The organism is Isoptericola jiangsuensis (assembly GCF_048320105.1).
Taxonomy (GTDB): Bacteria; Actinomycetota; Actinomycetes; order Actinomycetales; family Cellulomonadaceae; genus Isoptericola; species Isoptericola jiangsuensis_A.
On sequence record NZ_CP182942.1, the window covers coordinates 777,369 to 804,172 of the forward strand.

At 66.8% G+C, this 26,804-nt stretch carries 27 protein-coding genes and 3 pseudogenes; 13 read left to right on the forward strand and 17 right to left on the reverse strand.

Annotation, left to right across the window (positions count from 1 at the left end; translation table 11 throughout):
- The first annotated feature begins 65 nt into the window (after positions 1–65).
- Complete coding sequence (locus ACNHYB_RS03625) at positions 66–815, forward strand: hypothetical protein (protein WP_418277014.1); 750 nt, start codon at positions 66–68, stop codon at positions 813–815.
- Between the two features lie 329 nt (positions 816–1,144).
- Here ACNHYB_RS03625 and ACNHYB_RS03630 read toward each other — a convergent pair whose 3' ends face one another.
- On the reverse strand, positions 1,145–1,846 hold the full coding sequence (locus tag ACNHYB_RS03630) for a hypothetical protein (RefSeq protein WP_418277015.1): 702 nt from the start codon (positions 1,844–1,846) through the stop codon (positions 1,145–1,147).
- Between the two features lie 460 nt (positions 1,847–2,306).
- On the opposite strand from ACNHYB_RS03630, the gene ACNHYB_RS03635 reads away from it, so the two are divergent.
- Entirely contained in the window at positions 2,307–2,690 is a 384-nt protein-coding gene (locus ACNHYB_RS03635) for a transposase (protein WP_418277016.1), read from the forward strand.
- Positions 2,691–2,713: 23 nt separating this feature from the next.
- On the opposite strand, the gene ACNHYB_RS03640 is transcribed toward ACNHYB_RS03635, so the two are convergent.
- The 4 genes and pseudogenes from ACNHYB_RS03640 to ACNHYB_RS03655 all read right to left on the reverse strand — a co-directional run.
- Positions 2,714–3,190: a hypothetical protein gene (locus ACNHYB_RS03640; RefSeq protein ID WP_418277017.1), complete on the reverse strand. Its 477-nt coding sequence runs from the start codon at positions 3,188–3,190 to the stop codon at positions 2,714–2,716.
- Positions 3,191–4,375: 1,185 nt separating this feature from the next.
- The gene (locus ACNHYB_RS03645) at positions 4,376–5,047 is read right to left on the reverse strand and encodes a hypothetical protein (RefSeq protein ID WP_418277018.1); all 672 of its coding nucleotides are present in this window, start codon (positions 5,045–5,047) and stop codon (positions 4,376–4,378) included.
- A 358-nt stretch (positions 5,048–5,405) separates the two neighbouring features.
- Complete coding sequence (locus ACNHYB_RS03650) at positions 5,406–5,687, reverse strand: polymorphic toxin-type HINT domain-containing protein (RefSeq protein WP_418277988.1); 282 nt, start codon at positions 5,685–5,687, stop codon at positions 5,406–5,408.
- Positions 5,688–5,915: 228 nt separating this feature from the next.
- Positions 5,916–6,236 (reverse strand): annotated as a pseudogene (locus ACNHYB_RS03655) (integrase core domain-containing protein); the annotation flags it as partial.
- 64 nt (positions 6,237–6,300) lie between these two features.
- Here ACNHYB_RS03655 and ACNHYB_RS03660 point away from each other — a divergent pair.
- Complete coding sequence (locus ACNHYB_RS03660; protein ID WP_418275469.1) at positions 6,301–7,677, forward strand: IS30 family transposase; 1,377 nt, start codon at positions 6,301–6,303, stop codon at positions 7,675–7,677.
- Here the strand turns inward: ACNHYB_RS03660 and ACNHYB_RS03665 are convergent.
- From ACNHYB_RS03665 to ACNHYB_RS03680, 4 genes are all read right to left on the reverse strand, one after another.
- Complete coding sequence (locus ACNHYB_RS03665) at positions 7,574–8,152, reverse strand: IS3 family transposase (protein ID WP_418277019.1); 579 nt, start codon at positions 8,150–8,152, stop codon at positions 7,574–7,576. The two genes, ACNHYB_RS03660 and ACNHYB_RS03665, sit on opposite strands and share 104 nt — an antisense overlap.
- Positions 8,153–8,305: 153 nt before the next feature.
- On the reverse strand, positions 8,306–8,617 hold the full coding sequence (locus tag ACNHYB_RS03670) for a transposase (protein WP_418277020.1): 312 nt from the start codon (positions 8,615–8,617) through the stop codon (positions 8,306–8,308).
- 866 nt (positions 8,618–9,483) lie between these two features.
- Positions 9,484–10,278 (reverse strand): SDR family NAD(P)-dependent oxidoreductase, encoded by a 795-nt coding sequence (locus ACNHYB_RS03675; protein ID WP_418277021.1) that lies wholly within the window; start codon positions 10,276–10,278, stop codon positions 9,484–9,486.
- Between the two features lie 49 nt (positions 10,279–10,327).
- A complete protein-coding gene (locus tag ACNHYB_RS03680) occupies positions 10,328–11,299 on the reverse strand; it encodes an alpha/beta hydrolase (protein WP_418277022.1) in 972 nt (323 codons plus the stop codon).
- 145 nt (positions 11,300–11,444) lie between these two features.
- On the opposite strand from ACNHYB_RS03680, the gene ACNHYB_RS03685 reads away from it, so the two are divergent.
- Positions 11,445–12,476: a helix-turn-helix domain-containing protein gene (locus ACNHYB_RS03685; RefSeq protein ID WP_418277023.1), complete on the forward strand. Its 1,032-nt coding sequence runs from the start codon at positions 11,445–11,447 to the stop codon at positions 12,474–12,476.
- 61 nt (positions 12,477–12,537) lie between these two features.
- Here ACNHYB_RS03685 and ACNHYB_RS03690 read toward each other — a convergent pair whose 3' ends face one another.
- Positions 12,538–13,164, reverse strand: a complete 627-nt coding sequence (locus tag ACNHYB_RS03690) for a TetR/AcrR family transcriptional regulator (protein WP_418277025.1) — start codon at positions 13,162–13,164, stop codon at positions 12,538–12,540.
- Positions 13,165–13,257: 93 nt separating this feature from the next.
- Here ACNHYB_RS03690 and ACNHYB_RS03695 point away from each other — a divergent pair, with 93 nt between their 5' ends.
- The 3 genes from ACNHYB_RS03695 (at position 13,258) to ACNHYB_RS03705 (ending at position 15,742) form a co-directional block, all read left to right on the forward strand.
- The gene (locus ACNHYB_RS03695) at positions 13,258–14,082 is read left to right on the forward strand and encodes an SDR family oxidoreductase (protein ID WP_418277026.1); all 825 of its coding nucleotides are present in this window, start codon (positions 13,258–13,260) and stop codon (positions 14,080–14,082) included.
- A 30-nt stretch (positions 14,083–14,112) separates the two neighbouring features.
- Positions 14,113–14,967, forward strand: coding sequence for an SDR family NAD(P)-dependent oxidoreductase (locus tag ACNHYB_RS03700; RefSeq protein ID WP_418277028.1), 855 nt, complete (start codon positions 14,113–14,115; stop codon positions 14,965–14,967).
- Positions 14,968–15,190: 223 nt separating this feature from the next.
- Entirely contained in the window at positions 15,191–15,742 is a 552-nt protein-coding gene (locus tag ACNHYB_RS03705) for a cyclophilin-like fold protein (protein ID WP_418277029.1), read from the forward strand.
- Between the two features lie 15 nt (positions 15,743–15,757).
- Here ACNHYB_RS03705 and ACNHYB_RS03710 read toward each other — a convergent pair whose 3' ends face one another.
- From ACNHYB_RS03710 to ACNHYB_RS03720, 3 genes are read right to left on the reverse strand one after another with little or no spacing between them, the layout of a single operon-like run.
- A complete protein-coding gene (locus tag ACNHYB_RS03710) occupies positions 15,758–16,135 on the reverse strand; it encodes a hypothetical protein (protein WP_418277030.1) in 378 nt (125 codons plus the stop codon).
- A 23-nt stretch (positions 16,136–16,158) separates the two neighbouring features.
- Positions 16,159–16,551: a cupin domain-containing protein gene (locus tag ACNHYB_RS03715; RefSeq protein WP_418277031.1), complete on the reverse strand. Its 393-nt coding sequence runs from the start codon at positions 16,549–16,551 to the stop codon at positions 16,159–16,161.
- A gap of 28 nt (positions 16,552–16,579) precedes the next feature.
- Positions 16,580–17,602 (reverse strand): zinc-dependent alcohol dehydrogenase family protein, encoded by a 1,023-nt coding sequence (locus ACNHYB_RS03720; RefSeq protein ID WP_418277032.1) that lies wholly within the window; start codon positions 17,600–17,602, stop codon positions 16,580–16,582.
- Between the two features lie 136 nt (positions 17,603–17,738).
- Between ACNHYB_RS03720 and ACNHYB_RS03725 the strand changes: the two genes are divergently transcribed.
- The 3 genes and pseudogenes from ACNHYB_RS03725 (at position 17,739) to ACNHYB_RS03735 (ending at position 20,862) form a co-directional block, all read left to right on the forward strand.
- The gene (locus tag ACNHYB_RS03725) at positions 17,739–18,623 is read left to right on the forward strand and encodes a helix-turn-helix transcriptional regulator (RefSeq protein WP_418277034.1); all 885 of its coding nucleotides are present in this window, start codon (positions 17,739–17,741) and stop codon (positions 18,621–18,623) included.
- Positions 18,623–19,198: a sugar O-acetyltransferase gene (locus ACNHYB_RS03730; RefSeq protein ID WP_418277035.1), complete on the forward strand. Its 576-nt coding sequence runs from the start codon at positions 18,623–18,625 to the stop codon at positions 19,196–19,198. Before ACNHYB_RS03725 ends, ACNHYB_RS03730 begins: the two co-directional genes overlap by 1 nt.
- 415 nt (positions 19,199–19,613) lie before the next feature.
- Positions 19,614–20,862 (forward strand): annotated as a pseudogene (locus tag ACNHYB_RS03735) (IS256 family transposase).
- A 637-nt stretch (positions 20,863–21,499) separates the two neighbouring features.
- On the opposite strand, the gene ACNHYB_RS03740 reads toward ACNHYB_RS03735, so the two are convergent.
- The 3 genes from ACNHYB_RS03740 to ACNHYB_RS03750 form a co-directional block, all read right to left on the reverse strand.
- Positions 21,500–21,769, reverse strand: coding sequence for a hypothetical protein (locus ACNHYB_RS03740; protein ID WP_418277036.1), 270 nt, complete (start codon positions 21,767–21,769; stop codon positions 21,500–21,502).
- Between the two features lie 159 nt (positions 21,770–21,928).
- Complete coding sequence (locus ACNHYB_RS03745) at positions 21,929–22,300, reverse strand: hypothetical protein (RefSeq protein ID WP_418277037.1); 372 nt, start codon at positions 22,298–22,300, stop codon at positions 21,929–21,931.
- Positions 22,301–22,311: 11 nt separating this feature from the next.
- Positions 22,312–22,725: a restriction endonuclease fold toxin-2 domain-containing protein gene (locus ACNHYB_RS03750; RefSeq protein ID WP_418277038.1), complete on the reverse strand. Its 414-nt coding sequence runs from the start codon at positions 22,723–22,725 to the stop codon at positions 22,312–22,314.
- A gap of 115 nt (positions 22,726–22,840) precedes the next feature.
- Between ACNHYB_RS03750 and ACNHYB_RS03755 the strand changes: the two are divergent.
- Positions 22,841–24,088: pseudogene (locus tag ACNHYB_RS03755) on the forward strand (IS3 family transposase).
- Positions 24,089–24,244: 156 nt separating this feature from the next.
- Here the strand turns inward: ACNHYB_RS03755 and ACNHYB_RS03760 are convergent.
- A complete protein-coding gene (locus ACNHYB_RS03760; protein WP_418277039.1) occupies positions 24,245–24,721 on the reverse strand; it encodes a hypothetical protein in 477 nt (158 codons plus the stop codon).
- Between the two features lie 1,099 nt (positions 24,722–25,820).
- Here ACNHYB_RS03760 and ACNHYB_RS03765 point away from each other — a divergent pair.
- Together ACNHYB_RS03765 and ACNHYB_RS03770 are read left to right on the forward strand one after the other, a co-directional pair.
- A complete protein-coding gene (locus ACNHYB_RS03765) occupies positions 25,821–26,312 on the forward strand; it encodes a hypothetical protein (RefSeq protein WP_418277040.1) in 492 nt (163 codons plus the stop codon).
- A gap of 55 nt (positions 26,313–26,367) precedes the next feature.
- The gene (locus tag ACNHYB_RS03770) at positions 26,368–26,703 is read left to right on the forward strand and encodes an Imm10 family immunity protein (protein WP_418277041.1); all 336 of its coding nucleotides are present in this window, start codon (positions 26,368–26,370) and stop codon (positions 26,701–26,703) included.
- Positions 26,704–26,804 lie beyond the last annotated feature (101 nt).

Genomic DNA, 26,804 nt, shown 5'->3' on the forward strand with positions numbered 1-26,804 from the left:
CGCTCCGGCGGGTGTGCGGCCCTGGCCTGCCCCATCATCGGACCAAGACCTCCGGGGAGGACGCCATGACCGCACTGCCGACCTACGACGCCGACCAGCTCGCACAGGTGCTCGGGATGCTGCCCGACGTGGACTCCGTGGAGCTCAAGCTGACGGTTCCCGGCGCCGACCACCACCGTGTCGTCGCAGCGCTCGGTATCGACGTGCTCACCGCGAGGATCCGTCAGGTCGTGTTCCTCGACACCACCGACCTGCGGCTGTCGGCCGCGGGGCTGGTGATCCGTGCGCGCCGCACCCAGGGCCGCGACGGCGACGTCACGGTCAAGCTCCGGCCGATGATGCCCGCCGACGGGCCGGCCGCGATGCGTGGGCGGGAAGGTTCCAAGGTCGAGCTCGACGCCTCCCCCGCCGGGTTCACCTGCTCGTGCTCCCTGACCACCCAGGTGGCCGACCGCAAGGTCCGTGCACTGATCGGCGGCGAGTCCGGCCTGCTGCGCAAGCTCCTGGGATCCGCCCAGCGGGCCGTCGTCGACGACCACCTGCCGGCCGGCACCAGGCTCGACGACGTGGCCGCCCTCGGCCCGGTCACCCTGCTGAAGGCCAAGTTCGCCCCCGACGGCGCCCGGGCCATGACCGCGGAGCTGTGGTTCCTGCCGGACGGCTCGCGCATCCTGGAGCTGTCCACCAAGGCGCCACCCGCCCAGGCATTCCAGGCGGCCGCCGAGACCAAGGTGCTTCTCGCCTCCCACGGCATCGACCTGGGCGCGCCCCAGGAGACGAAGACGCGCGCCGCGCTCGCCGCTCTCACCGGATGACGTGCGCGCTGGTGCCCCGGGGTGGGTGAAGACTCGAAACTCACGCGTCGACAACAGTCGACACGGGGCCGCGACAGTAGTCGAGTGCGCAGTCGAGGATCGAGGATTCATCGCGACTACGTCGAACCATGCTGCTCTCACGCCTCGATCCCGAGCGACGTCGGATCTTCTTGCTCGCACCCGCCACTCGCTGGACACTCGGACCCTGCACGCCTACGGAGGGGATCCGTCATGACCTGACGAGGACGACATCCATCACGCCGCCGCACGTTGGATGCGCAGGTACATGGACGTCAAGATCCGGTACCACGACAGGGTCTGCCCCTACATCAGGGCTGCAGGGCCGCGATCAGATCGGCCGCGCGGTGCGGCGCGGTGCTGAAGACGACGAGATGGGTCGCGGTACCGCTGACGAGCACCGGGAGCAGCCGGGAGAGGTCAGCACCGGCGGCCGACACCGTCGCGCCGCTCGCAGCAGGGAGCGCGCTCGCATCGATCAGCTCGGCGGCGCCCAGGCCGTGCCAGATCGACCCCAGTCCCACCCGCGGGGACAGCGCGTCGGTGACCGTGATGTCCTCCGGTTCGGCGCCAGGCTCCAGGCGACGCAGAACACTGGGCAGCCCGGACTCCAGCCCCCAGGTGACGTACTCGGTGAGGAACTCCAGGGCTTCTGCGCCAGCCTGCCGCACCGCTGGTGTCGCCAGCAGCCGGCGCGCGCCGGACACCGCGTCCGCCTCGGCCAGCGCCTCGGGCACCTCGTCGGCGAGCTGCCGCACTGCCTCGCGGTCTTCCGCCTCGATCGGCGCGAGCGTCACAGCACGGGACACGGCACACAGCGCCGAAACGTCGTTCGCGCCGAGAGGGAGCACGCGCCACACGACCTCACCCCCGAGGCTCACCGCAACAAGATTCCCCTTCAGCGCGTCGAGTGCGTGCTCGGCGTCGAGGCGCACCACGGTGCGGCGCGCCTCCACCTGCGAGTAGCTGAGGGCCCAGTGCCGAGCGGTCGCGATGATCTTCCGAGAATCCACGGGGAAACTCTCCCACCTTGTCAGGCGGCAGCGAAAACGCCTCGATGGGTGTAGTCCCCTGGGGGTCTTCGTCACTGAGTCAGGTGGTCTTGAGCGGCACCTCGGAGACGATGGACACCTCGTCGCGGCCGGCGGCAGTACCGAACGACAGCAGGCGCACGCCGAGAAGTGAACCGAGCACTACCTGGCCAGGCCACGACACCCGCCCCGGGAACGACAAGAGACCCCCCGATTGTGGACCCGGGAGGTCTTCGTCGTCGCTGTCTCAACGAGTGTCCGGAGCGGGACTTGAAATCCGCCCCGACCTCCCCTCGACCAGCAGGAACAGCCGCTGACCTGCACAAACCTCGTGCTCACTGGTCCTCGGCGGGCCCCCAGTGGTGCGCCACCGTTCCCGACGGGAACACCCCGCCGGCTCAGAATTCGACAGGAACAGAACCCAGGCCGATTCACTTCGCGCGTGACAGGATCTACGTCCTGCTCTTGGGGGGACTTGCCGCAGGATCAGTACGGACCGTGGTCCAGTATGTATCGCCGGTTCGGGGAGTGGCAGCGCGACGGAACGTGGGTCGCTGTCTGCGACGGGTTGCGCACGATCGCGGACAGTGCCGGATTCATCGGGTGGGATCTGACCATCGTCACCACGATCGCGCGGGCCCACCAGCATGCCACCGCGCACGCCGCGACCCGCAGGCACAGGCCGAGCCACCCGGCCCCGAGCTCGCGGGTCACGGATCGGGCCGCTCCCGAAGCGGGTGGACGACCTCGTCGGCCCTCGGACCAGGGTGTTGCCAACACCCTATGGCGCCAAACCGTCCTTCCGGTGAGAAGGAGCAATGTCTGATCCGAATTACACCGCCGCCCCAGTCACCGTGAAGTCAGTTCGGCCAATCTTGCGCGCCCAAGGCTTTGTGCACGAGCCCTCATAGCTTCAATGACGTCGCATCTATCAGAGTTGCCGACCCGCGACAGCAGTGCGATATCGGCTATCTGGTTCTGAAGTTCGATTTCATACCTATTCACATTATCGTCAAGTTTGTCCGAAATAAAACCAGTCGAGTTGAGTGCACGGTTTGAACAACTAGTCACATCCACCAGACTCCCAGTGGCCCGATACAGTGCGGCGTAGTACAACGCGGCGGCCGCGTCGTGGGCGTACGCCAGCAAGCCAGGCGGCTCCTCGTCACCCCTCAGCTCTGGCAAAGACCTGAAACGCGCGGCGATTTCATCCCAAGAAGTCTGGGTGTCGGCTTGCCAGAGTAGATCCATGCTGCGAATAGTGAACTCGATATCCTGAGTTCTCTCGGCGCTTCCGCATACCAGTCCAGTGAAGAGTTGAGCCATTCGCTCTGCGCACGAGGCGACAAACATTGCTACTTGGCCTGGGCTCGCACTCTTCGAGAACTCGTGGATCGATGTCTCGATTCTTACCATTCGAAAGTCCTAACCTTGGTCCCCGATTCGCTCTGGAAGATGCGGCCAGTTTTGCGACCACCGCCCGCCCGTATGAGCTCGTATGAGCGGAGCACATACTTCACTGCACACACTCATTGAGGCGCCCCGAGCAATCGGAGACCACCCCATTTCGTTGATGAATAGTAAGGGACTGCTGCACGGATAGGTGACTCCCGACGTGTGGTGCCCCTCGGGGTGCAGCCACGGTACTCCCAACTGGCCCGCGAGCCCGCGGAGTCAGAGCCGTGGCGGGCCCCTGGGGCGTCGAGCTCACGACCCTCGGGTGTGTCGACCGGCAGTCCGCCTCGACCTGCGTGCTGCCGGCGGGACCGAGCCGCTCGGACACAGTCGGCGAGACCTCCGAGCCTCGCAGCGGCGCGCCGACCTGAGGACGCAGGCGCTGAACCTCTTCCCGTAGGGGCGCCAGTCCCCCTCCGGACACCGCTCCCACCTTTGCAAACGCCGCCCGCTGAGGCACCTGGGAACACCCAGGGGAACGCAGAGGCACAGCCGTGGGAACACTCTCGGGAACATCTCGAACCGCGGAAGCATCCGGATAAGACAGAAGACCCCCTGGTTGTGGACCCAAGAGGTCTTCGTCGTCGCTGTCTCAACGAGTGTCCGGAGGGGGGCTTGAAACCCGCCCCGACACCCCCTCGACCAGCAGGAACAACCGCTGACCTGCACAAACGCAGTTCATGCAGGTTCTCCGCAGACCCTCAGTGGTACGCCTCCGTTCCCGACGGGAGCATCAGCGACAGATCAACTCACCCCGGTTGACAGCGACCGCCCACTGCCGCCTCAGCGTCGTTAACCGGTGTGGCAGTCCCCGCATCAAACACTCTCGGACCGGCGACGTCCTGCCTTCAGGATTGACCAGAATGCGCCGGTCCAGGATCCCAAGGTGACACTCCCTGGGCTCAACAGCCCCTGGAGTTGCAGACCGTCGGCGACGGCGACAAGCGCCAGAATCGAAGGCACGATCCTGGTCTTCTGCTGGCGGGACAGGATCGTCACTCCCCACAGGATCGGCGAAGAACCTCTTTAGCTCCGCCCTGTAGTGCTACACAGATATCAAAGTTGCACCCGCACGGCAGTTCCCGGAGGCTGCCATTCGTTCGAGTCCCTAAAGAACGCAGCGAACGCCTCTATCACGCCTTCGATTGATTCAAAGACCAAACGATACTGCCCGCTCTCGCGCGACTTTCTGTACTCCACTGCAAATTGACCAGACAAAACGCCAGCCTCAACCCCTTTACCGGCTTGAATAAAGCACCCACTGGCAATCTCAAGTATCACATACCATTCGTCTGCCGTCATCCCTCGGATCGCGGATTCAATCGACTCTTCATTCGGCCATTCAACTATTTCACCGGACGAAAACTCCAGACTGGGCCCATTGGTCGCCGAGTAAAGTGCCCCAGACTGCGGGTCGAACATGTCCAGGCCGCACTGGCTTGCGTAGCCGAGAAGCGACCTGGCCACTTCGTCCGATTGGGCGAACTCAACTGAAACCACGATGCCTTCCGCGCAAAGATGAATTGGTGCCGACCACGGCGACGATTCAAAGTTCTCTTCCGTTAGGTCCGGATATTCCGAAACCACGAGATCATAGAATACGCGCAGTTCGACGGGGAGGGCAGTGATGGAAGCCGGCTCTGAATCAGCGATAGTTCCGTACGTATCGAGTAGGCCATCCGAACGAATGACCGATCCACTTCTCCAGAATCCGATGTCAAAGCTCACCAGACAACGTCTCCATCCAGACCGTTTCGTATTTCTTCACCGCTATACCGGGCTATCGTGGCACCCATGCACGAAAGGTCCCTTCAAGCTTCACCCCGAACTTGGTTATTACCGCGTTTCCTGCGGTATTGAGCCAATTGTCGAATACCCGCTGCTGGCCCGTCAACGGGGAGGATCCACCCTTGGTCTCGATACCCAGCCACACGCCGTCCAACTTGACCGCGCCATCGTACTTTCGCAACGGAAAACCTGGTACTCGTACGCCGACTTGGCCACGAATTACTTGCGCCCCGTCGATCTCAAGTTGATCAAGTACCGTTCGTTCGTCGAGTGCCCCATCATTTCCTGCCTCGCCATTTCACTTCGAGAACTTGCCATCCGGAGTCCGTGGTGCCCTGCCCGTCGGGCAGCTGTCGTTGTGGACGAGTACGGGTTGGTTCCCCGCGAGGACATAGTACGTGTGGTCGACCGCGACTGTGAGGTTGTGCACCGTCGCCGCTCGACGCTGCACGTCGACGGCTCCGACCTGTACCCAGGTACCGGCAGCTGTCTGAAGCCACTCCCCCGCGCGCAGGTCAATGGCGTCGACCCACTCCCTTCGCTCAGGCACCCAGAACGGGTGTTCTGCGGTCGCGACAATCGGCTAGACATCTCCGTCGGCGTTAGTCACGGAGATTGCCACGAGTGTCTTGTCTCCGGAGCCAGTGATGAGCCGGGTGACCTCGCGCCCTTCAGTGACTACACCAGAGTCCTCACCTGCAGCGAGAACCCGGTCGCCAAGCTGGACATCTTCGATCGGTCTAGTCGACCCGTCCGCCAATAGAACGAGCGTGCCAGGAACGAAACTGAATCGCCCTGAGTTTCGTTCCTATGCGTTCCCTTGGCCAGCGAGGGCTGGCCGGGGTGATTCTTGGGCAGCGTAGTACGCCGCCTCGACCTCGAGCGGGGTGCGCATGTCGAGCTCGCCGTGGAGGTGCTGGTTGTTCCACCACCACACGTACTCCAGGGTGGCGAGCTCGACCTGCTCGATCGTGCGCCACGGCCCGCGTCGGCGGATCAATTCGGTCTTGTAGAGCCCGTTGACGGCCTCGGCGAGGGCGTTGTCGTAGCTGTCACCGACGGTCCCGGTGGACGGCTTCGCGCCGAGCTCGCCGATGCGGTCGGTGTAGACGATCGAGAGGTAGTTGGCGGGTTCAACCGGTCGAAGCAACACCCCGATCTCGGAGGTGTTGATGGGACGTCATCCGGACTGGATGGTGACGCAGACAGGCCGGCCAGCGATGCGTTCTCCTGGGCGGCCCCCGATACGTCGGGAGGTCGGCCGCGCGTTCTGGTCGCGGATCGCCGATGGGCTGTCCAGTGAGGAGGCTGGAATCGCCGTCGGTGTATCGCAGGCCGTTGGATCACGCTGGTTCCGTCAGGGTGGCGGCATGCCGCCGTTCAGCCTCGGCCCGTCGTCGGGACGCTACCTCTCCTTCGCCGAGCGTGAAGAGATCGCCCTGTTGAAGGCGCAGGGACACGGTCCTCGCGCGATCGCCCGATCGATCGGGCGATCACCGTCGACCGTCTCTCGCGAACTACGTCGCAACGCAGCCACCCGAGGCGGGAAGCTCGAGTACCGAGCGTCAGTGGCCCAGTGGAAGGCCGAGTTGATCGCCCGCCGCCCGAAGACCGCGAAGCTGGTCCAGGACAAGCGCTTGCACGACTACGTCCAGCAACGACTGGCAGGTGAGATTCGTCGTCCCGACGGGGCCGTGGTGCCGGGTCCCCGCCCGCCGGCGTGGAAGGGTCTCAACACACCCCGCCGACGTGACAGACGGTGGGCGACAGCGTGGAGCCCGGAGCAGATCTCGCACCGGCTGAAGATCGACTTCCCCGATGATGAGTCCATGCGCATCAGCCACGAGGCGATCTACCAATCGCTGTTCATCCAAGGCCGTGGCGCGCTCAAGCGTGAACTGGTGACCTGCCTGCGCACCGGCAGGGCACTGCGAGAACCTCGCTCCCGGTCACGCAACAAGCCCCAGGGACACGTCACCGCCGATGTCGTGCTGGCCGAGCGGCCCGCCGAGGCCGCGGACCGCGCCGTCCCGGGGCACTGGGAAGGAGACCTGATCATCGGGACCGGTCGGTCCGCGATCGGCACGCTGGTCGAACGCTCGAGCCGCTCCACGATCTTGGTGCATCTGCCCCGGCTGGAGGGATGGGGTGAGCAGCCCGCGGTGAAGAATGGTCCCTCGCTCGGCGGCTACGGCGCCGTTGCGATGAACGCCGCACTGACCGCGTCGATGACGACACTGCCTGAGCAGCTGCGCAAGACGCTGACCTGGGACCGTGGCAAGGAACTGGCCGGGCACGCGCTGTTCGCTCTCGAGACCGGGACGAAGGTGTTCTTCGCCGACCCGCACTCGCCGTGGCAGCGGCCCACGAACGAGAACACCAACGGGCTGCTGCGCCAGTACTTCCCCAAGGGCACCGATCTGTCGCGGTGGTCGGCCGACGATCTCGAAGCCGTCGCCCTGGCGGTCAACAACCGGCCCCGCAAGGTTCTCGGCTGGAAGACCCCCGCCGAGGTCTTCGCCGAGCAGCTACTCTCGCTCCAACAACCCGGTGTTGCTTCGACCGGTTGAACCCGCCGTTCGACCCGTGGTCGGCGTGGTGGACCAGCCCGGTCAGATCGACCGCGCCCTCGCGTCGGGCGTCCCAGGCAGCCATGTCGAGTGCCTGCAGCGGCAGGATGTCGGCCGGCAACGTCGCTGCGACGTTCCAGCCCACGATCCGCCGGGAGTGCACGTCGGTCACGAACGCGACGTAGGCGAAGCCGGACCACGTCGCGACGTAGGTGATGTCCGCGACCCACAGCCGGCGCGGCGCGGACGCGTGGAAGCGTCGTTGCACCAGGTCGGCCGGCTTCACGGCGCCCGGGTCGGGCCTGGTGGTGAACACCTTCTTCGAGCGTTTCACCCCGCGGACGTCGGCGATCTTCATCAACCGGGCGGTCTGGTCGCGGCCGACGTCCCAGCCCTGACGTCGTAGCAGGGCGTGCATCTTCCGCACGCCGTAGACGCCGTAGTTCTCCGCGTGCAGGCGGACGATCTCGGGCACCAGCAGACCGTCCCTCAACGATCGCGCCGACCGCGGTCTGGTCTTCGCGGCACGGTAGCCGCGAGAGGTGATGAACCCACGAACTCCCCGGGCGCAGCACCCGGCAGATGGCCTCGACCCCGAAACGATCCTTGTGCTCGTCGATGAACCGGATCATTTCGTCGTGGGGCGGTCGAGCTCCTTGGCGAAAAACACGCTCGCCGCCTTGAGAATCTCGTTCGCACGCCGCAGCTCGGCGACCTCGCTCTTGAGACGCTTGATCTCCGCGGCGGCTTCGGTCGTCACTCCGGGCCGCTGCCCGGAGTCGACCTGTGCGCGCCGCTGCCACAACCGCAGCGTCTCCGGACTCATCCCGAGCAGGCCCGCGACATGCCTCGCCGCCGCGGTCGGGTTCGGGTGGTCACCACGGGCCTCGGCGAGCATCCGCAACGCCCGCTCCCGCATCTCAGGTGTGTACTTGGCCATCAGGTTCCATCCTTACAGTTCGGACGGAACGAAACCCAGGGCGATTCAACCCGCTCCGCGACGAGGAGTGGTTCGCCCAGCAAATCGGGAAGTCGGCGCAGTGGTGTCGCAAGCACCGCACTGGGCTGCCGCACCACACGATCGGCGAGTCCGTCCGCTACGACGACCACTGCGTCGACCTGTACCGCGAGCAGACGTTCCATCCGGTGTCGCCGATCCAAGCCCCCCGGTCCAGCGGTGACCTGATGGTGCCGACCTCGCTCTCCGCGCGGCGTGCCCGCGCGGGGACGAGAACTAGGCGGTGACAGGCGGCCAGGCCGCCCCTGGATGTGACAAGAGCCCCTCTCCACGAACCGTGGAGAGGGGCTTTTGCGTGCTGTCTTGTGCGCTGATGTTCCCATGGAGTGTTCCCAAGGGAACCGAGAACCAGCGTTTCCGCTGGTCAGCGTGGTGTCCGGAGGGGGACTTGAAACCCGCCCCGACCTCCCCGTGACCAGCAGGAACAGCCGCTGACCTGCACAGACCCGGTGGCCGCTGGTTCCCTGCGGGCCCCCAGTGGTCCACCACCGTTCCCGACGGGAACACTCTGAGCAGCCCTGCTTCGGCGGGGCCAGCGCCGCGTTCTTCCGGTGCCTGTTGAACCCGGGTGGACCCGAACCCGGTGGCTGACAACTCCTACCTGGTTCTCAGTGGTCCTCCACCGTTCCCGACGGGAACAACGTCGCGCAGCCGTGATCGCCGCCGTGCAGCGGCGCCTCTTCCGGCCCCAAGAGGGTCACCGCCAGCTGGTGAAGTCGAGACGCAAACACGCTGGCGCAATCTCCGACAGGCAGTGAGTCAGGGACACGCCAACGTCGTCGACCCCGTCAGGGACGCATGGTGAGGCCGCCGTCGACCATGATCGTCTGCCCCTGGATCCAGGCGCCGTCGTCGGAGAGCAGGTGGATCGCCATGGCTGCGATGTCGTCCGGCTTGCCGAGGCGGGTGTGGGGAAGCACGGAGAGGGACTTCTCGCGCTGTGCGGGGTCGACGTTGGCCTGCATGGTGTCGGTGAGGACCCCGCCGGGCCCGAGGGAGTTCGCGCGGATCCCCTCGCGACCCCATCGGTTGGCGATGTGCCGGGTCAGCGCAGTGACCCCGGCCTTGCTGACGGCGTAGGCCAGGCGCAGCGGCTCGCCGATGTAGACGGCGCCCGAGATCACGTTGACGATCGATCCGCCGCCGGCCTCCAGCATGTGCGGGATGACGGCGCGGCTTGTGAGCAGGTAGCCCGTGAGGTTCACCTCGAGCGTGTGCTGCCAGATCTCGAGCGGGATCTCGACCGCGTCGGTGTCCCGGCCCATGTTCTGTGGGCGGATGTCCGCGGCGATGTTGAGCAGGCCGTCGATGCGGCCGAGCTCTGCGATGGCGTGCGCGACGAATGCGTTGACGGCAGTTTCGTCAGAGATGTCCAGCTCCTGGGCAATCGCTTCGCCTCCGTGCGCGCGTGCGGCGTCCGCCGCGCTCTCCGCCGCGGCGATGCTGAGGTCGCCGATCACCAGCCGCGCTCCAGCGGCCCCGAGTCGAGCTGCCGTGGCGGTCGCGAGACCTCCGGCGCCGGCCAGGAGGATCACCTTGTCCCGGACGTCGTGCTCGACGATCGAGATGTTCTTGTCAGTCATGCCTGTTGCTCCTTGGGTAGCGCACCCGGGGCTACGGCCCCGGAACGGATCAGCGGGCCAGCGCCCGGCGGATGTATTCGTCGCGTACGGCGATGGCGGCGCGGGAGATCGCGGCCTGCGGGACGAGCATGTCGAAGCCGTGGAATCCGCCACCCCACACGTGGAGGTCGACCAGGACGCCGGCCTGGGCCAGTCGCTGGGCGTAGTCGACGGCCTCGTCGCGGAAGGTCTCCGCGCCGCCGGCGTCGACGTAGGTCTGCGGCAGCCCGGACAGGTCCGTTGCACGTGCGGGTGCGGCGTAGATGCTGACATCGGGACCGCCGCGGCGATCTCCCAGCAGCGAGGTCCAGCCGAAGTGGTTGCTGTTGCGATCCCACACGCCCTTCCCGTCGAGCATGCGGCTGCTGGGCGTGACCTCGCGGTCGTCGATCATCGGGCAGATGAGGATCTGGTGGGTGATCGACGGGAACCCACGATCCCGTGCGAGCAGGCCGAGCCCGGCCGCAAGGCCGCCGCCGGCGCTCGCGCCGATCAGCATCAGCCGGTCGGCGTCGAGGTCGTACTCGTGGGCGTGCCGGGCCGTCCAGGCCAGACCGGCGTAGCAGTCCTCGATCGGGGCGGGATCGGGGTGCTCGGGCGCGAGCCGGTACTCCACCGAGACCACCGCGGCGAGCCCCTCGGCGACGTACGGGAGGTACAGCGCCACCTCTCCCAGCGCGCTGCCGGAGATCATCCCGCCGCCGTGGGTGTTGTAGAGCACGGGCCACGGACCGTGCCCCGTGGCCGGTCGGAAGAGATGCAGAGTGATGTCGGGCGCGCCGTCCGGGCCGGGCACGGTGAGCGCCTCGACACGAACGGTGCCTCCGAGGGTCAGGTCGACGGGGTTGGCGTCGGCTTGCTCGCGCATCATGGTGCGCAGCCCGTCGAGGGTCTCGGCACTGACCGTCGGGGCCAGGGGGCCGGCGGCGAGCACGGCCGCCAGCTCGGCCTGGAACGGCTGGGCGACAGGGTCTTCAGTCATGAGCTACTCCTCGCATCCTTGGAAGGTGGAGCCATCCTGGCGGCCCGGGAGCGCTGCCGGTATCCGCAGATCGGCGGCCATCTCAGGGCGGCACCCGCCACCTGGCGGGGGCTTAGGCTGGCGGGGAGCTCGAAGGGGAGTCTGGATGCGTGAACTCATCGGCCGATTGACGGTCACGGATGCCGATGCGGCGTCTGCACTGCGTGTGATCGCACACTTTGACAACCTCGTGGAGGGCGCTGCGCCGCGCGAGGCCATCCTGCGCGCGGCCGCGGCCTTGGCTGGCGTTGCGGCGGGATTCCGCGACAGTGCGTCCGGAATCACGATGCGTGTGGACCCGGCGGGAAACACCGTCGGAGGTCCGCCAGCGGCCTCGCCCGGTACGTCGGTCGTGGTCGACCGGAGCCGGGCGACGTCGGTATGGCTCGAGCGTGACGGTTCCACGGGTCCGCTCGACGAACTTATCCTCGAGCGCTGCGCGCAGGCCCTGCGTGTCAGGATCCGCCCGGTCACCGGCCCCCTGACGCCCGAGGAGCTCGCGTACACCGCCTGCGATCCGACCGCGCCGGCTGCCGAACGCGGCGCGGCGCTGACCGTGCTCGGCCTGCCGGCAGACCCCGTCGTCATGGCGACTCCCCCGGACGTGCCTCCCGAGGTCGCTGCACGTGCCCACGTCGCGGGCGGGTGGATCGGGCTCCTGCCCGACGACGAGGCAGTGACGCCGGAGCGCCGTGCGCCCACCGTCCGTACCGGCTTGGCTCGCTCGCACGGTGGCGATGTCCCCGGCGCGTGCGACCGAGCGGTGGCGGCGCTGAACCTGGCCGTCGCACCAGCCCACGGTGGACCGACCGTCGTGCGGTTCGAGGAGCTCGGTGCGGCACGGTTGATCAGCGAACGGCTCACCCCGCAGGCCGCCGCCGCGGACCCTGAGATCGTCATGCTCGAGACCCTGCGTGCACGACGACCATGGGTCCCGGAGACCTTCTACCACCTGGCCTCCGGCGCCACGTTGCGTCAGGCCGCGCAGGCCCTGCAGATCCACCACTCCACGCTGCAGGACCGCCTCGAATGGCTCGAAGCGCAGGCGGGGTTCGCACTTCGCACTCCCGAAGGTCGCCTGCGCGCCGCCAACGCCTGGACGCTCTGGCGCATCTCGAGACTCCTGCAGACCGACTGACGACACCCACCATCGCCGGGCGCTCGGTCGTGTGCCAGGTCTTCTGTGAAGTCCGGGCGGATCAAGCCTCGCCGTTGGCGTTGCTCTCCCGTGCGATGGCCGCCAGAGCCTCGTCGAGTGTGGTCGCGAATGCTGCCCCGCTCGCCTGGGAATGCGCGTGAGAGGTCAGGAGCGCGGCGAACGCCGCAGCGACGAGGGCGGCGGCGTCGACGTCACCCCAGCCGGTGGTGCCGCGGCGCTCCTCGCGTCGACGCAGCTCCTCGGCCACGAGATCTTGCGCGTGCTGCATGCGCTGCAGGTAGCCGGTCCGCAGGGTCTCAGAGCTCTGGATCACACGGTCCATCTCGGCTGCGTGCTGTCCCAGAGCGGGGTCGCTGCCATAGGCGACGGCGTCGTCGAACATGCGCCGCAACGCGACCCACGCCGGTTCGTCGTCTGGGCGCTCGGACAGCGCGCGGACGAACGCCTCCCCATGCCGGTCGACCTTGCCCAGCACGACCTCCTCCTTGCTGGAGAAGTAGCGGAAGAAGCTGCGTCTGGACATGCCGGCCGCGGCGGCGATCTGGTCGACGGTCACGGCCTCGAAGCCCAGCTCGGAGAACAGCTTCTGGGCGGCGTCGATCAGTTCCGAGCGCACGGCTCGACGGGTGCGGTCGCGCAGTGTCTCGCGGTCGGTGGTCGAGGTCATGTCCTCAGAGTAGCCCACGAGCGTCATGCTTGACACTCAGTGCCACGAAAGGCGTATGGTGTTGTCGAAGCCATCGACACGAGGAGCAGAGCAATGAGCAAGGTCTGGTTCATCACCGGCGCGGGACGCGGCTTCGGCAAGGAGTTCGCCAAGAATGCGCTGGGTCGCGGCGACAAGGTCGCCGCCACCGCCCGTGACACCGCCGCACTGACAGAACTGGCGGAGCAGTTCGGTGACGACGTGCTCCCGCTGAAGCTGGACGTGACCGACCGTGACGGCGTCTTCGCCGCGGTCGCGGCGGCCGAGGAGCGCTTCGGTCGCCTCGACGTCGTGGTGAACAACGCCGGGTACGGGCTCTTCGGAGCGGTCGAAGAGCTGACCGTGCAACAGCTGCGAGACCAGATCGAGGTCAACCTGTTCGGCGTCCTGCACGTCACCCAGGCCGTGCTGCCGATCCTGCGCGCCCAAAGCTCGGGGCACATCATCCAGATCTCGACCATCGGGGGCATCACCGCGTTCCCCAACCTCGGCGGCTACCACGCCTCCAAGTGGGCTCTGGAGGGTCTCTCCGACGCGCTCGCGCAGGAGGTCGCCGGGTTCGGCATCAAGGTCACCCTCGTCGAGCCCGGCGGGTTCAGCACCGACTGGGGCGGTAGCAGCGCGGTCCACGCGACCCCGCAGCCGCAGTACGACCCCCTGCGTGAGCAGATGTCCGCCATGATCGCCGACAGCGGCACCTCGATGGGTGACCCGGTCGCCGCCGGCGCAGCCATCCTCAAGGTCGTCGACGCCGAGCAGCCGCCGCTGCGCGTGTTCTTCGGCACAGCCCCCACCCAGATCGCCCCGCACGTCTACCAGCAGCGCCTCGACGAGTGGAAGCAGTGGGAGCCGCTGTCCATCGAGGCCGACGGCCACTGAACCGCCCTCGGGCAGAAGGAGCACCAGCACATGAGCCAGCGCACCATCGTCATCACCGGCGCCTCGGACGGCATCGGCGCGGCCGCCGCGAAGAAGCTCGCCGAGCAGGGCGAACGCCTCCTGCTCGTCGGCCGACGACGGGACAAGCTCGACGCCGTCGCCCGACCGCTGGGCGCCGAGACCTTCGTCGCGGACTTCGAGCGCCTGTCCGACGTACGCACTCTCGCCCAGCAGATCCGCGAGCGCACGGACCGTATCGACGTCCTGGCGAACAACGCCGGTGGCGTCTTCGCCGAGCGCGTCGTCACCGCGGACGGCAACGAGCGCACCATGCAGGTCAACCACTACGCAGGGTTCCTGCTGACCAACCTGCTGATCGACGTCCTGCTCGCCAGCGACGCGAAGGTCGTCAACACCTCCAGCGTCGGTGCGCACGCGTTCGGCAAGATCGACCTCGCCGACCTCGACGCCACGAAGAAATACAAGACCATGAAGGCCTACGGCGACTCCAAGCTCGCCAACATCCTGTTCGCCAAGGGCCTGCACGCCCGCTATCACGACCAGGGCCTGAGCGCCGTCGCGCTGCACCCCGGCAACATCGCGTCGAACTTCGGCAAGGAGACCGGCAACGGGATGATGAAGTTCATCTACAAGAGCCCCCTGGCCCGCATGCTGTCGACGCCCGAGTCCGGCGCCGACAACCTCCTCTGGGCGATGGACGGTACCCCGGGTGCCACCTGGCAGTCCGGGGAGTACTACGACGAGCACCGCAAGCTCCCCAAGCGTCCCAACCCGCAGCAGAACGACGCCGCCCTCGCGACGGCTCTGTGGGCCGAGAGCGCCCGCCGTACCGGGCTCGAGCAGTCGGCTTCCGCGAACGCCTGACCACGGGCGGAGTGACGCTGCCAGTGTTCGCCTGAGCGCCGTGACCCTGTCCCCCGGACGCCCCGTGCGTCCAGTGGACGGGGTCACGCGCTCTACCTCGAAGCTGCGCCGACGGGGTCCCTCAGAAGGCGTGTATCGATGGGGTGTCCCCCGTCGCGCTGAACTGGGATGTGATGGCCTGACGAACGGCCACGACCCCTCCCGAACGACAGGATCGCGCACGATGAGACTCTCGCCCACCGGTGCATCCGCTGCGACAGCCGTCGCGCTGTCCCTCGCCCTCGCCGCGTGCGGGCCGGCCGCCGACGAGGTCCAGAGGGGCGGCCTGCGAACCTCCGGATCCGTTCCTCCCCCTTCCCCGTCGACGCCCCACACCGAGAGCGCGGACGCGAGCGACGACAGCGGCGACGACGTCGTGGGCACGGTCGTCCGATTCTCGGGCGACGGCGAGTCGGTCGAGGTCACGATCGGCGAGGACTCCCCCGCCACCCGCGACTTCTTGAGCATGCTGCCGCTGACCCTGGACCTCGAGGAGTTCAACGACCGGGAGAAGATCGCCTACCTGCCGCGCGAGCTGGAGCATGACGGTTCGCCCGGGTCGGACCCGGAGGACGGCGACCTCATCTACTACGTGCCGTGGGGCAATCTCGGTTTCTACTACGACACCGAAGGAACCGGGTACTCCGACGACACCCTGCACCTGGGCACCTATGACGCCGCGCGCGATCATCTCGACCGTCTCGAGGGCGAGATCGCGGTCGAGGTGCTCCCGTAAGCGCGTGAGTCCTCCTCAGCGACCTCCACGGTCGGCGGAGGGCTGATCGATCGGGTGCGCTTCGTTCGCCTCGGTTCCCGCCCAGGCCGCCAGAAGAGCCAGGCCGTCGGCGCTCGAGCTGGCCGGCGCGGCCGTGTACGTGGGAATGGTGATGTGCGGGTCCCTGGGCAAGGCGAAGTCGTTGTACTCCAGGTCGAGCCGCCCTACCTCGGGATGCTCGATCAGCTTGCGTCCGCGGGTGTGGCGTCTCACGTCGTGCCTGGCCCAGCGGCGGCGCGCTCGTCCAGGGGCACGGCGCCTGGACGCGGGTTCGTCGAGACGGACCGAAGCATGACCGGAAACGACGAAGCCCCAGGCGTCTCGACGACGCCTGGGGCTTCGACGGTGGGTCATCACCGGTGTCCGGTCAGCCGCGGTCAGGTCTGGTCGTCGTCGGTCACGTGTTCGAGCCAGGTGACGACCTGGCCGTTCTCGTCGGCTTCCTGGATCGCGACGTGGGCCATGAACCGGTCGGCGGTGGCGCCGTGCCAGTGCTCCTCGCCCGGCTCGATGTAGACGACGTCACCGGGACGGATCTCCTGCACCTCGCCGCCACGCCGGGCCACGTAGCCGATGCCGTCGGTGACGTAGAGCGTCTGCCCCTTGGGGTGGTGGTGCCAGGCGGTGCGCGCCCCCGGGGCGAAGCGCACATGGGCGCATCCGACGGCGGACTGGTCGTCCGGATCGCGGATGGGGTCGATGTAGACGGTTCCGGTGAACCAGTCCGCCGGGCCCGCGGCCGTCCGGCCGCCGCTTCGAGTTAGCTTCATGATTCGGCCTTTCTCCTCGGTCGATGAGTCAGAGTGTGAGGAGCACCTTGGTGGCGCGGCGCTCGTCCATGGCCCGATAGCCGTCGGCGGCCTGCTCGAGCGGCAGGGTGAGGTCGAAGACCTTGCCCGGGTCGATCTTGCGGTCCCAGATGAGCTGGATGAGCTCGGGCAGGAACCGGCGCACCGGCGCTGGCCCGCCGAGGACCTGGACCTGGGAGAAGAACAGCAGCTCGCCGGGCAGCTGGACGTCATGGGTGACGCCGACGAACCCGACGTTGCCGCCGGGGCGGGCCGAGCTGATGGCCTGGACCATGGACTCCTGGGTCCCGACGGCCTCGATGACGGAGTGGGCGCCGAGACCGTCGGTGAGCTCCTTGACCCGCGCGACTCCTGCCTCGCCGCGCTCGGAGACGATGTCGGTGGCGCCGAAGTGCCGCGCGAGCTCTTGACGGTCCGCATGACGCGACATGGCGATGATGCGCTCGGCGCCGAGCTGCTTGGCGGCAAGGACGCCCATGAGACCCACGGCACCGTCGCCCACCACGGCCACGGTCTTACCCGGGCCTGCCTGAGCGGCTACGGCAGCGAACCAGCCGGTGCCCAGCACGTCGGAGGCGGCCAGCAGGTGCGGGATCAGGTCCGGGTCGGGCGGTCCCGGTGTTGCGACGAGGGTGCCGTCGGCGTAAGGGATGCGCGCCTTCTCCGCCTGGGTGCCGATGGCGCCGTCGACGAAGATCCGGTGCACGCAGCTCGACGGGAAACCGGCCCGGCAGATCTCGCACGTGCCGTCCGAGATGACGAACGAGCCGACGACGAAGTCCCCCGGCTTGACGGTCGTGACCTCGGCCCCGACCTCCTCCACGACCCCGACGTACTCGTGCCCCATCGTGGCGTGGTCCACCTGGTCTGCCCCGCGATACGGCCACAGGTCCGACCCGCAGATGCAGGTCGCTGCCAGGCTGATCACTGCGTCGGTCGGGTCGACGATCCGCGGGTCCTCGCGCTCTTCCACCCGGACATCGCCGGGGCCGTGCATGATCACTCCACGCATCGTGCTCTCCTTCGTTGTTGGTCCTTCCAGCATCGTTCTCGTTCCCCCTGCGCGGGAGTCCTCGTGAAGGGGTGTACCAGCAGTACACCTCTCGTCACGGACTCCCTCGCGGGGACGAGCGGCCTACCGTGGAGGCATGGACAACCGAGCAGAGGTACGCGAGTTCCTCATGACGCGGCGCGGCAAGGTCACACCGGAGGCCGCAGGCGTCGTCGGCGGGAGCAACCGCAGGGTGCCGGGCCTGCGACGCAGTGAGGTCGCGGCTCTGGCGGGGGTGAGCGTGGAGTACTACGCCAAGCTCGAGCGCGGCGCCATCGGCGGCGCATCCGCCTCCGTGCTCGACGCCGTCGCGGGCGCCCTGCACCTCGACGACACCGAGCGTGCCCACCTGTTCGACCTGGCGAGGGCGGCCGACGGGGTACCGACGTCGGGACGCAGCCGCCGCCGCTCGACCCGCCCCGGGGCGCCCCGGGCCAGTCTCGAGTGGACCCTGGCTGCCCTCACCGACGGCGTCGCGTTCGTCCGCGACCAGCACCAGGACCTGCTCGCGACCAACGCGCTCGGCCGTGCCTTCTACTCCCCCGTCATCGGGGACGGCGGCCGCACCCCCAACCTCGCCCGCTTCCAGTTCCTCGACCCCGCCGCCCACGACTTCTACCCCGACTGGGACCTGTTCGCCGAGATGTGCGTGGCAATCATGCGCGCCGAGGCCGGCCGCGACCCGCACGACAAGGGCCTGCAGGACCTCGTCGGCGAGCTCTCGACCCGCAGCGAGGTGTTCCGTCGGCTGTGGGCCGCGCACGACGTCCGCACCCACGGCTCCGGCACGAAGCGGTTCCGTCACCCGGTCGTCGGCGAGCTCACCCTGGCCTACGAGGAGCTCGCGATCACCGCCGAACCGGGCCAGATCCTCATGGTCTACACCGCCGAACCCGGCTCGCCGTCCGCCGTGCGACTGAACCTGCTCGCGTCGTGGGCCGCCGAGGCCGACCCGGCCTCCACCGCACCGATGGAGCAGTGATGGACCTGCCGGAGTTCCTCGACCACGTCCACCGAGGTGAGCGCATCCGGGCCGGTTCTCCGGCACACGCCGTCATGCACCGCGCCGCGCAGGACGCGCTGCGCACCACCACCGAGCTCAACACCGGCTACCGGACCCCCGAGGACGTCCGTGCGCTACTGACCCGCCTCACCGGTCGCGCGATCGACGAATCAGTCACCCTCTTCCCGCCGTTCCACTGCGAATTCGGCAAGAACCTCTCACTCGGCCGCGGCGTGTTCATCAACATGGGGTGCCGCATCCAGGACACCGGCGGCATCACCATCGGCGACGGCACCCTCATCGGACACGGCTGCACCATCGTCACCCTCAACCACGACCTCGAACCCACCCGACGCGGCGACATGATCCCCGCCCCCGTCACCATCGGACGCAAGGTCTGGATCGGCGCGTCCGCCACCGTCCTACCCGGCGTCACCGTCGGCGACGGAGCCGTCATCGGGGCCGGCGCCGTCGTCACGCGGGACGTCCCCGCCGACACCATCGTCGCCGGAGTGCCCGCTCGACGTATCCGGGACACCGGCTTCACCGCGTGACCCGGAAGACCGGCGGCCTCGGCCGCGCCGGTCGGGCGACACGAAGAGGTCGCCGACCTGCAGGGCGACCCCCTGCGCGGGACCGCACTGTCGCGCCCCGGTCCCGTGGCGTTCGGAACCGCCGCTTCGCTCGTCGCAGCGGCGTCGTGACGGTCGCGGCAGTCCTGGTGCTGCTCGATGGTTCGCGCCGGGTGCAGGCGTCGGCGGCAGACATCTGCACCGGATCGCCCGTCCCCCTCCGAACACCGCCCCCACCTGGGAGAACGCCACCCACCGAGGCTCCTGGAGTTGAGTCCCTGATAGTGGTGTAGCGCGGTCGCCAGGGTCGTTGTCGAGATCTTCGGCGAGACGTAGTGCGGCCACCGCGTGATCCTTCGAGTGAACCCTTCACAGCACCCTCGAACGGAGCATCACGATGACCGCACCACACATTGTCGACCCTGCCGGCCTGCTTGGCGAGGCCCTGAGCGAGGCCTCGCCCGATCTGATGCGATCGCTGTTGCAGACGGTGATCAACGCCCTCCTCAGCGCCGATGCGGACGCGGTCGTGGGCGCCGAGTGGGGCCAGCGGTCCGCGTCCCGGACTGCGCAGCGCAACGGCTACCGGCACCGCGACCTGGACACCCGAGCCGGCACGATCGACGTCGCGGTCCCGAAGCTGCGCACGGGAACCTACTTCCCCGACTGGCTGCTGGAGCGCCGTAAGCGGGCCGAGTCCGCGCTGATCACGGTCATCGCGGACTGCTATCTGGCCGGTGTGTCCACCCGGAGGATGGACAAGCTCGTCAAGACCCTCGGCATCAACTCGCTGAGTAAGTCGCAGGTCTCGCGCATGGCCGCCGACCTGGACGAGCAGGTCGAAGCGTTCCGCCACCGCCCCCTGGACGACGCCGGCCCGTTCACGTTCGTCGCCGCCGACGCCCTGACGATGAAGGTCCGCGAGGCAGGCCGGGTGATCAACGCCGTCGTGCTGGTCGCCACCGGGGTCAACGGTGATGGGCACCGCGAGGTCCTGGGCATGCGCGTCGCGACCGCCGAGACCAGGACCGCGTGGAACGAGTTCTTCGCCGACCTGGTCGCCCGCGGCCTTGCGGGGAGTCCGGCTCGTCACCTCCGATGCGCACGCCGGGCTGGTCGAGGCCGTCGCGGCGAACCTGCCCGGCGCCACCTGGCAGCGATGCCGCACCCACTACGCCGCGAACCTCATGGCCATCACGCCGAAGAGCCTGTGGCCCGCCGTGAAGGCGATGCTGCACTCGGTCTACGACCAGCCCGACGCCACCGCCGTGAACGCCCAGTTCGACCGCCTGCTGGACTACGTCGCGGGCAAGCTCCCCGCGGTGGCCGAACACCTCGACGCCGCCCGCGCCGACATCCTGGCGTTCACCGGCTTCCCGAAGGACGTCTGGACCCAGATCTGGTCGAACAACCCCGCCGAACGACTGAACAAGGAGATCCGCCGCCGCACCGACTCCGTCGGCATCTTCCCCAACCGCGACGCGATCGTGCGCCTCGTCGGTGCAGTGCTGGCAGAACAGACCGACGAGTGGGCCGAAGGACGCCGCTACCTCGGCCTCGACCTCCTGACCCGATGCCGCCTCACCCCGGTCACCAACCCCGGAACGGAGGTGCCCACCGACCCCGTCCTCGAACTCAGCGCTTAACCAACGACGGATCACGACGCGCTACACCACTTCCAGGGGCTTGACCGCTCCTGGGAACATCCAGGGGAACGCGGAGGCACGACCGTGGGAACACTCTCGGGATCATTTCGAACCGAGGAAGCACCCGGATACGACAGAAGACCCCCTGGTTGTGGACCCAGGAGGCCTTCGTCGTCGCTGTCTCAACGAGTGTCCGGAGGGGGACTTGAAACCCGACCCGACACCTCCTCGACCAGCAGGAACAACCGATGACCTGCACAGACCCCGTGCCCACCGGTTCTGCGCGGGCCCTCAGTGGTACGCCACCGTTCCCGACGGGAACACCAGATCACTGACGACTCGCCACGTCGACAGTGACCCACCACCGCTGCCTCGGCGTCGTTCGCCGGTGTGGCAGTCCCCCGCATCAGACGCTCCGAGACGAGCGACGTCCTGCCTCCAGGACCGACCAGAATGCACCGGTCCGGGCTCCCATGGCGACACTCTCGGGGCTCACCGGCCCCTGGAGCTCCAGACCGTCGGCGACGGCAACGAGTGCCAGGGCACGATGGCCTTCTGCTGGCGGGACGGGATCGTCACTCCCCACCGGATCGGCGAAGAGCCTCTTTAGCTCCGCCCTGTAGTACTACTACAGCTATCAAAGTTGCACTCGCACGGCGGTTCCGGAAGGCTGCCATTCGTTCGAGTCCCTAAAGAACTCAGCGAACGCTTCTATCACGCCTTCGATTGATTCAAAGACCAAACGATACTGCCCGCTCTCGCGCGCCTTTCTGTACTCCACTGCAAACTGACCAGACAAGACGCCAGCCTCAACCCCTTTACTGGCCTGAATAAAGCATCCGCCAGCAATCTCAAGTATCACGTACCATTCGTCTGCCATCATCCCCCGGACCGCGGATTCAATCACCCCTTCATTCGGCCGGTCGATTATTTCACCGAACGAAAGCTCCAGGCTGGGCCGGCAACGACCTGCGGCACCCTGTCACACCCACATGTCAGAATCACGCCCGAACAACGGCAACGACGCCGCCTCGAGCGCGATCACCAGGCCGATCAAAGATCGAGGCTAGGCCCCTTCGATATTGCGATAGATCTCTGAAGCTGAAGCTCCCGAGGTTATGTGAATGGAAAAGCTATAGATGTCGTCGCACATTACCAAATCCACCTCGGCCGGAAAAAGGCCTCGGTACCACGCTGCGAAGTTGGCCGCCGCAGACGACGTAGATTCCAAATACACGCAGGTCCCATCGACATGAAAGGAGCCCTCCACCTCCTCTCTGGCGACGACGTCCGACCAAACCAGGGCGCGTGTCTGCTGGTACAGATCATCCGCGCTTTTGTGCAAATCAACAGTAGGCCAGTCCCGGATCAGCACCTCTGCCATTTGATCGACGCTCAAAGTGTAACGGTCGTCGTCAAACAGCAACATGAATGTCATGTTTCAGCCTCCTAATTTCCTAAGGTTGCAACGCCGGGGACTCCATATTTTTCCATCATGGCTTTAAAGTATGGGACGGCTCCTGGCTCGTTTGTGATTACACGGAGACCTCTAAGAGGATTTCCTGAGTCACCGATAACTGCGGAGTATCTCGCAAACTCATCACCAATCTTTGCGTCGATCTTCGCCTGGATGAAGTCCGGAACCTGCCCGCCAGCAACAAAAGGGCTTCGTCCGGCTGAAGCGACGAACTTTGCGTCCAGAAGCTCAGACGTCGCAAAATCGAGACCGTCAGCCCAGACTTGCTTCCCCCGCCTGTCGCAAGATACTCTGTCGAGCCCACCTGGCTGATTTGATAAGACTGACTCGCGCCAGTTCCCTTCGGCGAACCAGTCTTTAGCGACAGCGCGTACGCGGTCGGGCAACTGTCGTTGTGGACGAGGACGGGGTAGTTCCCCGCGAGAACATAGTACGTGTGGTCAACCGCGACTGTGAATCGCCCTGGGTTTCGTTCCGTCCGAACTGTAAGGATGGAACCTGATGGCCAAGTACACACCTGAGATGCGGGAGCGGGCGTTGCGGATGCTCGCCGAGGCCCGTGGTGACCACCCGAACCCGACCGCGGCGGCGAGGCATGTCGCGGGCCTGCTCGGGATGAGTCCGGAGACGCTGCGGTTGTGGCAGCGGCGCGCACAGGTCGACTCCGGGCAGCGGCCCGGAGTGACGACCGAAGCCGCCGCGGAGATCAAGCGTCTCAAGAGCGAGGTCGCCGAGCTGCGGCGTGCGAACGAGATTCTCAAGGCGGCGAGCGTGTTTTTCGCCAAGGAGCTCGACCGCCCCACGACGAAATGATCCGGTTCATCGACGAGCACAAGGATCGTTTCGGGGTCGAGGCCATCTGCCGGGTGCTGCGCCCGGGGAGTTCGTGGGTTCATCACCTCTCGCGGCTACCGTGCCGCGAAGACCAGACCGCGGTCGGCGCGATCGTTGAAGGACGGTCTGCTGGTGCCCGAGATCGTCCGCCTGCACGCGCAGAACTACGGCGTCTACGGCGTGCGGAAGATGCACGCCCTGCTGCGACGTCAGGGCTGGGACGTCGGCCGCGACCAGACCGCCCGGTTGATGAAGATCGCCGACGTCCGCGGGGTGAAACGCTCGAAGAAGGTGTTCACCACCAGGCCCGACCCGGGCGCCGTGAAGCCGGCCGACCTGGTGCAACGACGCTTCCACGCGTCCGCGCCGCGCCGGCTGTGGGTCGCGGACATCACCTACGTCGCGACGTGGTCCGGCTTCGCCTACGTCGCGTTCGTGACCGACGTGCACTCCCGGCGGATCGTGGGCTGGAACGTCGCAGCGACGTTGCCGGCCGACATCCTGCCGCTGCAGGCACTCGACATGGCTGCCTGGGACGCCCGACGTGAGGGCGCGGTCGATCTGACCGGGCTGGTCCACCACGCCGACCACGGGTCGAACTACCTCTCGATCGTCTACACCGACCGCATCGGCGAGCTCGGCGCGAAGCCGTCCACCGGGACCGTCGGTGACAGCTACGACAACGCCCTCGCCGAGGCCGTCAAGGGGCGCTACAAGACCGAATTGATCCGCCGACGCGGGACGTGGCGCACGATCGAGCAGGTCGAGCTCGCCACCCTGGAGTACGTGTGGTGGTGGAACAACCAGCGCCTCCACGGCGAGCTCGACATGCGCACCCCGCTCGAGGTCGAGGCGGCGTACTACGCTGCCCAAGAATCACCCCGGCCAGCCCTCGCTGGCCAAGGGAACGCATAGGAACGAAACTCAGGGCGATTCAGATCGGGCCGCTCCCGAAGCGGGTGGACGACCTCGTCGGCCCTCGGACCAGGTTGTTGCCAACACCCTATGGCGCCAACCCGTCCTTCCGGCGAGAAGGAGCAATGTCTGATCCGAATTACACGGCCGCCCCAGTCACCGTGAAGTCAGTTCGGCCAATCTTGCGCGTCCAAGGCTTTGTGCATGAGCCCTCATAGCTTCAATGACGTCGCATCTAGCAGAGTTGCCGACCCGCGACAGCAGTGCGATATCGGCTATCTGGTTCTGAAGTTCGATTTCATACCTATTCACATCATCGCCAAGTTTGTCCGAAATAAACCCGGTCGAGTTGAGTGCACGGTTTGAGCAACTAGTCACATCCGTCAGACTCCCAGTGGCCCGATACAGTGCGGCGTAGTACAACGTGGCGGCCGCGTCGTAGGCGTACGCCAGCAAGCCAGGCGGTTCCTCGTCACCCGTCAGCTCTGGCAAAGACCTGAAACGCGCGGCGATTTCATCCCAAGAAGTCTGGGTGTCGGCTTGCCAGAGTAGATCCATGCTGCGAATAGTGAACTCGATATCCTGAGTTCGCTCGGCGCTTCCGCATACCAGTCCAGTGAAGAGTTGAGCCATTCGCTCTGCGCACGAGGCGACAAACATTGCTACTTGGCCTGGGCTCGCACTCTTCGAGAACTCGTGGATCGATGTCTCGATTCTTACCATTCGAAAGTCCTAACCTTGGTCCCCGATTTGCTCTGGAAGATGCGGCCAGTTTTGCGACCACCGCCCGCCCGTATGAGCGGAGCACATACTTCACTGCACACACTCATTGAGGCGCCCCGAGCAATCGGAGACCACCCCATTTCGTTGATGAATAGTAAGGGACTGCTGCACGGATAGGTGACTCCCGACGTGTGGTGCCCCTCGGGGTGCAGCCACGGTACTCCCAACTGGTCCGCGAGCCCGCGGAGTCAGAGCCGTGGCGGGCCCCTGGGGCGTCGAGCTCACGACCCTCGGGTGCGTCGACCGGCAGTCCGCCTCGACCTGCGTGCTGCCGGCGGGACCGACCAGCTCGGACACAGTCGGCGAGACTTCCTCGCCTCGCAGCGGCGCGCCGGCCTGAGGACGCAGGCGCTGAACCCCTTCCCGTAGGGGTGCCAGTCCCCCTCCGGACACAATTCCCACCTGGGCCAACGCCGACCGCCGACGGCGCCTGGGAACACCCAAGGGAACGCGGGGGCACAGCCGTGGGAACACTCTCGGGAACATCTCGGACCGGCGCATTGGCCGGATACGACAGAAGACCCCCTGGTTGTGGACCCAGGAGGCCTTCGTCGTCGCTGTCTCAACGAGTGTCCGGAGGGGGACTTGAAACCCGCCCCGACATCCCCCTGACCAGCAGGAACAGTCGTTGACCTGCGCAGACCCCGTGGCCGCTGGTCCTCCGCGGGTCCCCAGTGGTACGCCACCGTTCCCGACGGGAACACCACGCCGGTCAAGAATTCCGGGAGGAACAGAACCCCGGACGGTTCAGAGTGACGTCGCGGTCGAAATCCCCGCAGGCGCAGGCGCGCCGTCCCGAAACCAGCGCAGCACCAGCAGCGCCAACGTGCGGGCGGTCGCGCGCCCGCTGCCAAGGGCGGATGTCGCGGGCGCGGCGGTGTGCCGGTCTCCAACGTGCCACGGTGGCGGGGTGTGAACAGGCGTGTCGAGGGTGGCACGATGGGGTCACGTGAGAACACCACCTCTCAGCGACCTCCCGGCTGTTCTTGAACTCCGCGGCCCGGTCGGCGAGTTCGTCATCGAAGACCGCACTGTCCAGATCGGTCCGGAGTGGCACCCCGACAACTACTGGACCACCGTCTGGAATCCAGACTTCTACATCGGCGACCCGGCTGACCCGCCGTACCCGTCCGTGAAGGTCTGGTTGGATATTCCAAAGGGTGAGTCCGCGAGGGTGGACGTAGGGCATGAGGCTCCGCCCGGCGTCCACTGGCGCCTCGTCCTCGAATCGGTCTTGTACGTGTACGACGGCATCTACGCAGCGATGGGACAACGAACGGGGCCGTACGACCCCGAGGCGCCCAGACTGTGCGTCGAGGTCGCCTTGCAGAGCGGCGACTATCCAATCCAGGTCTGGGTCGATGCGGCGACCCGGGAGGCCGTCCGTGCGATCACCATCGTTCTTGGCGACGTGATTGGGGCAGCTGCCCAAGACGGCTAGGCGTGTCTCCCAAGTCGGGGCGACTTGAGCCGCGGGGCACGAGAGGATCGGGCGCGTGATCAGGGTCGGCTTCTGTCGCAGCGTTGAAGACAACTACGAGGCGCTTGTTCTGCTGGATGAACCCTCAGCGGACTCGATCGAGTTCCAGCGGGCGTTGATCCACTATGCGCAAGACGTGCAGGTGGGCATGGACTCCTACGCCATCGTGCGAGGCGGCCCCGTCCACTACGGCGGCCTGGCACGGTTCTCCCTTGAGGGCGGCATGCTCAGCCTCGAGCTCGATGAGGCCGCCGCGTCGGTCCTCGAACTGCCGCAGAGAGTCGAGATTCCGGTGGACGACGAGGCTGCCAGCACTGTCGCGGAGCACCTGCCCCGGATTGTTGCGCCGTAGTCCGCCGGCGGCGATCGAATTAGGATGCTCGCCGTCGACGCGGGCGGCTGGGCCGACGTCGGGTATCTGGTCGGTCTCGAGGTCTACACCTTCTGTCACGA

What these genes read in the sequence shown, in the direction of transcription:
- ACNHYB_RS03705 (WP_418277029.1), top strand. Translation starts at nt 15,191, where the DNA reads ATGAGACTCTCGCCCACCGGTGCATCCGCTGCGACAGCCGTCGCGCTG.
- ACNHYB_RS03700 (WP_418277028.1), top strand. Translation starts at nt 14,113, where the DNA reads ATGAGCCAGCGCACCATCGTCATCACCGGCGCCTCGGACGGCATCGGC.
- ACNHYB_RS03690 (WP_418277025.1), bottom strand. Translation starts at nt 13,164, where the DNA reads ATGACCTCGACCACCGACCGCGAGACACTGCGCGACCGCACCCGTCGA.
- ACNHYB_RS03725 (WP_418277034.1), top strand. Translation starts at nt 17,739, where the DNA reads ATGGACAACCGAGCAGAGGTACGCGAGTTCCTCATGACGCGGCGCGGC.
- ACNHYB_RS03660 (WP_418275469.1), top strand. Translation starts at nt 6,301, where the DNA reads ATGGTGACGCAGACAGGCCGGCCAGCGATGCGTTCTCCTGGGCGGCCC.
- ACNHYB_RS03695 (WP_418277026.1), top strand. Translation starts at nt 13,258, where the DNA reads ATGAGCAAGGTCTGGTTCATCACCGGCGCGGGACGCGGCTTCGGCAAG.
- ACNHYB_RS03680 (WP_418277022.1), bottom strand. Translation starts at nt 11,299, where the DNA reads ATGACTGAAGACCCTGTCGCCCAGCCGTTCCAGGCCGAGCTGGCGGCC.
- ACNHYB_RS03720 (WP_418277032.1), bottom strand. Translation starts at nt 17,602, where the DNA reads ATGCGTGGAGTGATCATGCACGGCCCCGGCGATGTCCGGGTGGAAGAG.
- ACNHYB_RS03640 (WP_418277017.1), bottom strand. Translation starts at nt 3,190, where the DNA reads ATGGCTCAACTCTTCACTGGACTGGTATGCGGAAGCGCCGAGAGAACT.
- ACNHYB_RS03675 (WP_418277021.1), bottom strand. Translation starts at nt 10,278, where the DNA reads ATGACTGACAAGAACATCTCGATCGTCGAGCACGACGTCCGGGACAAG.
- ACNHYB_RS03745 (WP_418277037.1), bottom strand. Translation starts at nt 22,300, where the DNA reads ATGACATTCATGTTGCTGTTTGACGACGACCGTTACACTTTGAGCGTC.
- ACNHYB_RS03715 (WP_418277031.1), bottom strand. Translation starts at nt 16,551, where the DNA reads ATGAAGCTAACTCGAAGCGGCGGCCGGACGGCCGCGGGCCCGGCGGAC.
- ACNHYB_RS03710 (WP_418277030.1), bottom strand. Translation starts at nt 16,135, where the DNA reads ATGACCCACCGTCGAAGCCCCAGGCGTCGTCGAGACGCCTGGGGCTTC.
- ACNHYB_RS03730 (WP_418277035.1), top strand. Translation starts at nt 18,623, where the DNA reads ATGGACCTGCCGGAGTTCCTCGACCACGTCCACCGAGGTGAGCGCATC.
- ACNHYB_RS03625 (WP_418277014.1), top strand. Translation starts at nt 66, where the DNA reads ATGACCGCACTGCCGACCTACGACGCCGACCAGCTCGCACAGGTGCTC.
- ACNHYB_RS03685 (WP_418277023.1), top strand. Translation starts at nt 11,445, where the DNA reads ATGCGTGAACTCATCGGCCGATTGACGGTCACGGATGCCGATGCGGCG.
- ACNHYB_RS03670 (WP_418277020.1), bottom strand. Translation starts at nt 8,617, where the DNA reads ATGGCCAAGTACACACCTGAGATGCGGGAGCGGGCGTTGCGGATGCTC.
- ACNHYB_RS03760 (WP_418277039.1), bottom strand. Translation starts at nt 24,721, where the DNA reads ATGGCTCAACTCTTCACTGGACTGGTATGCGGAAGCGCCGAGCGAACT.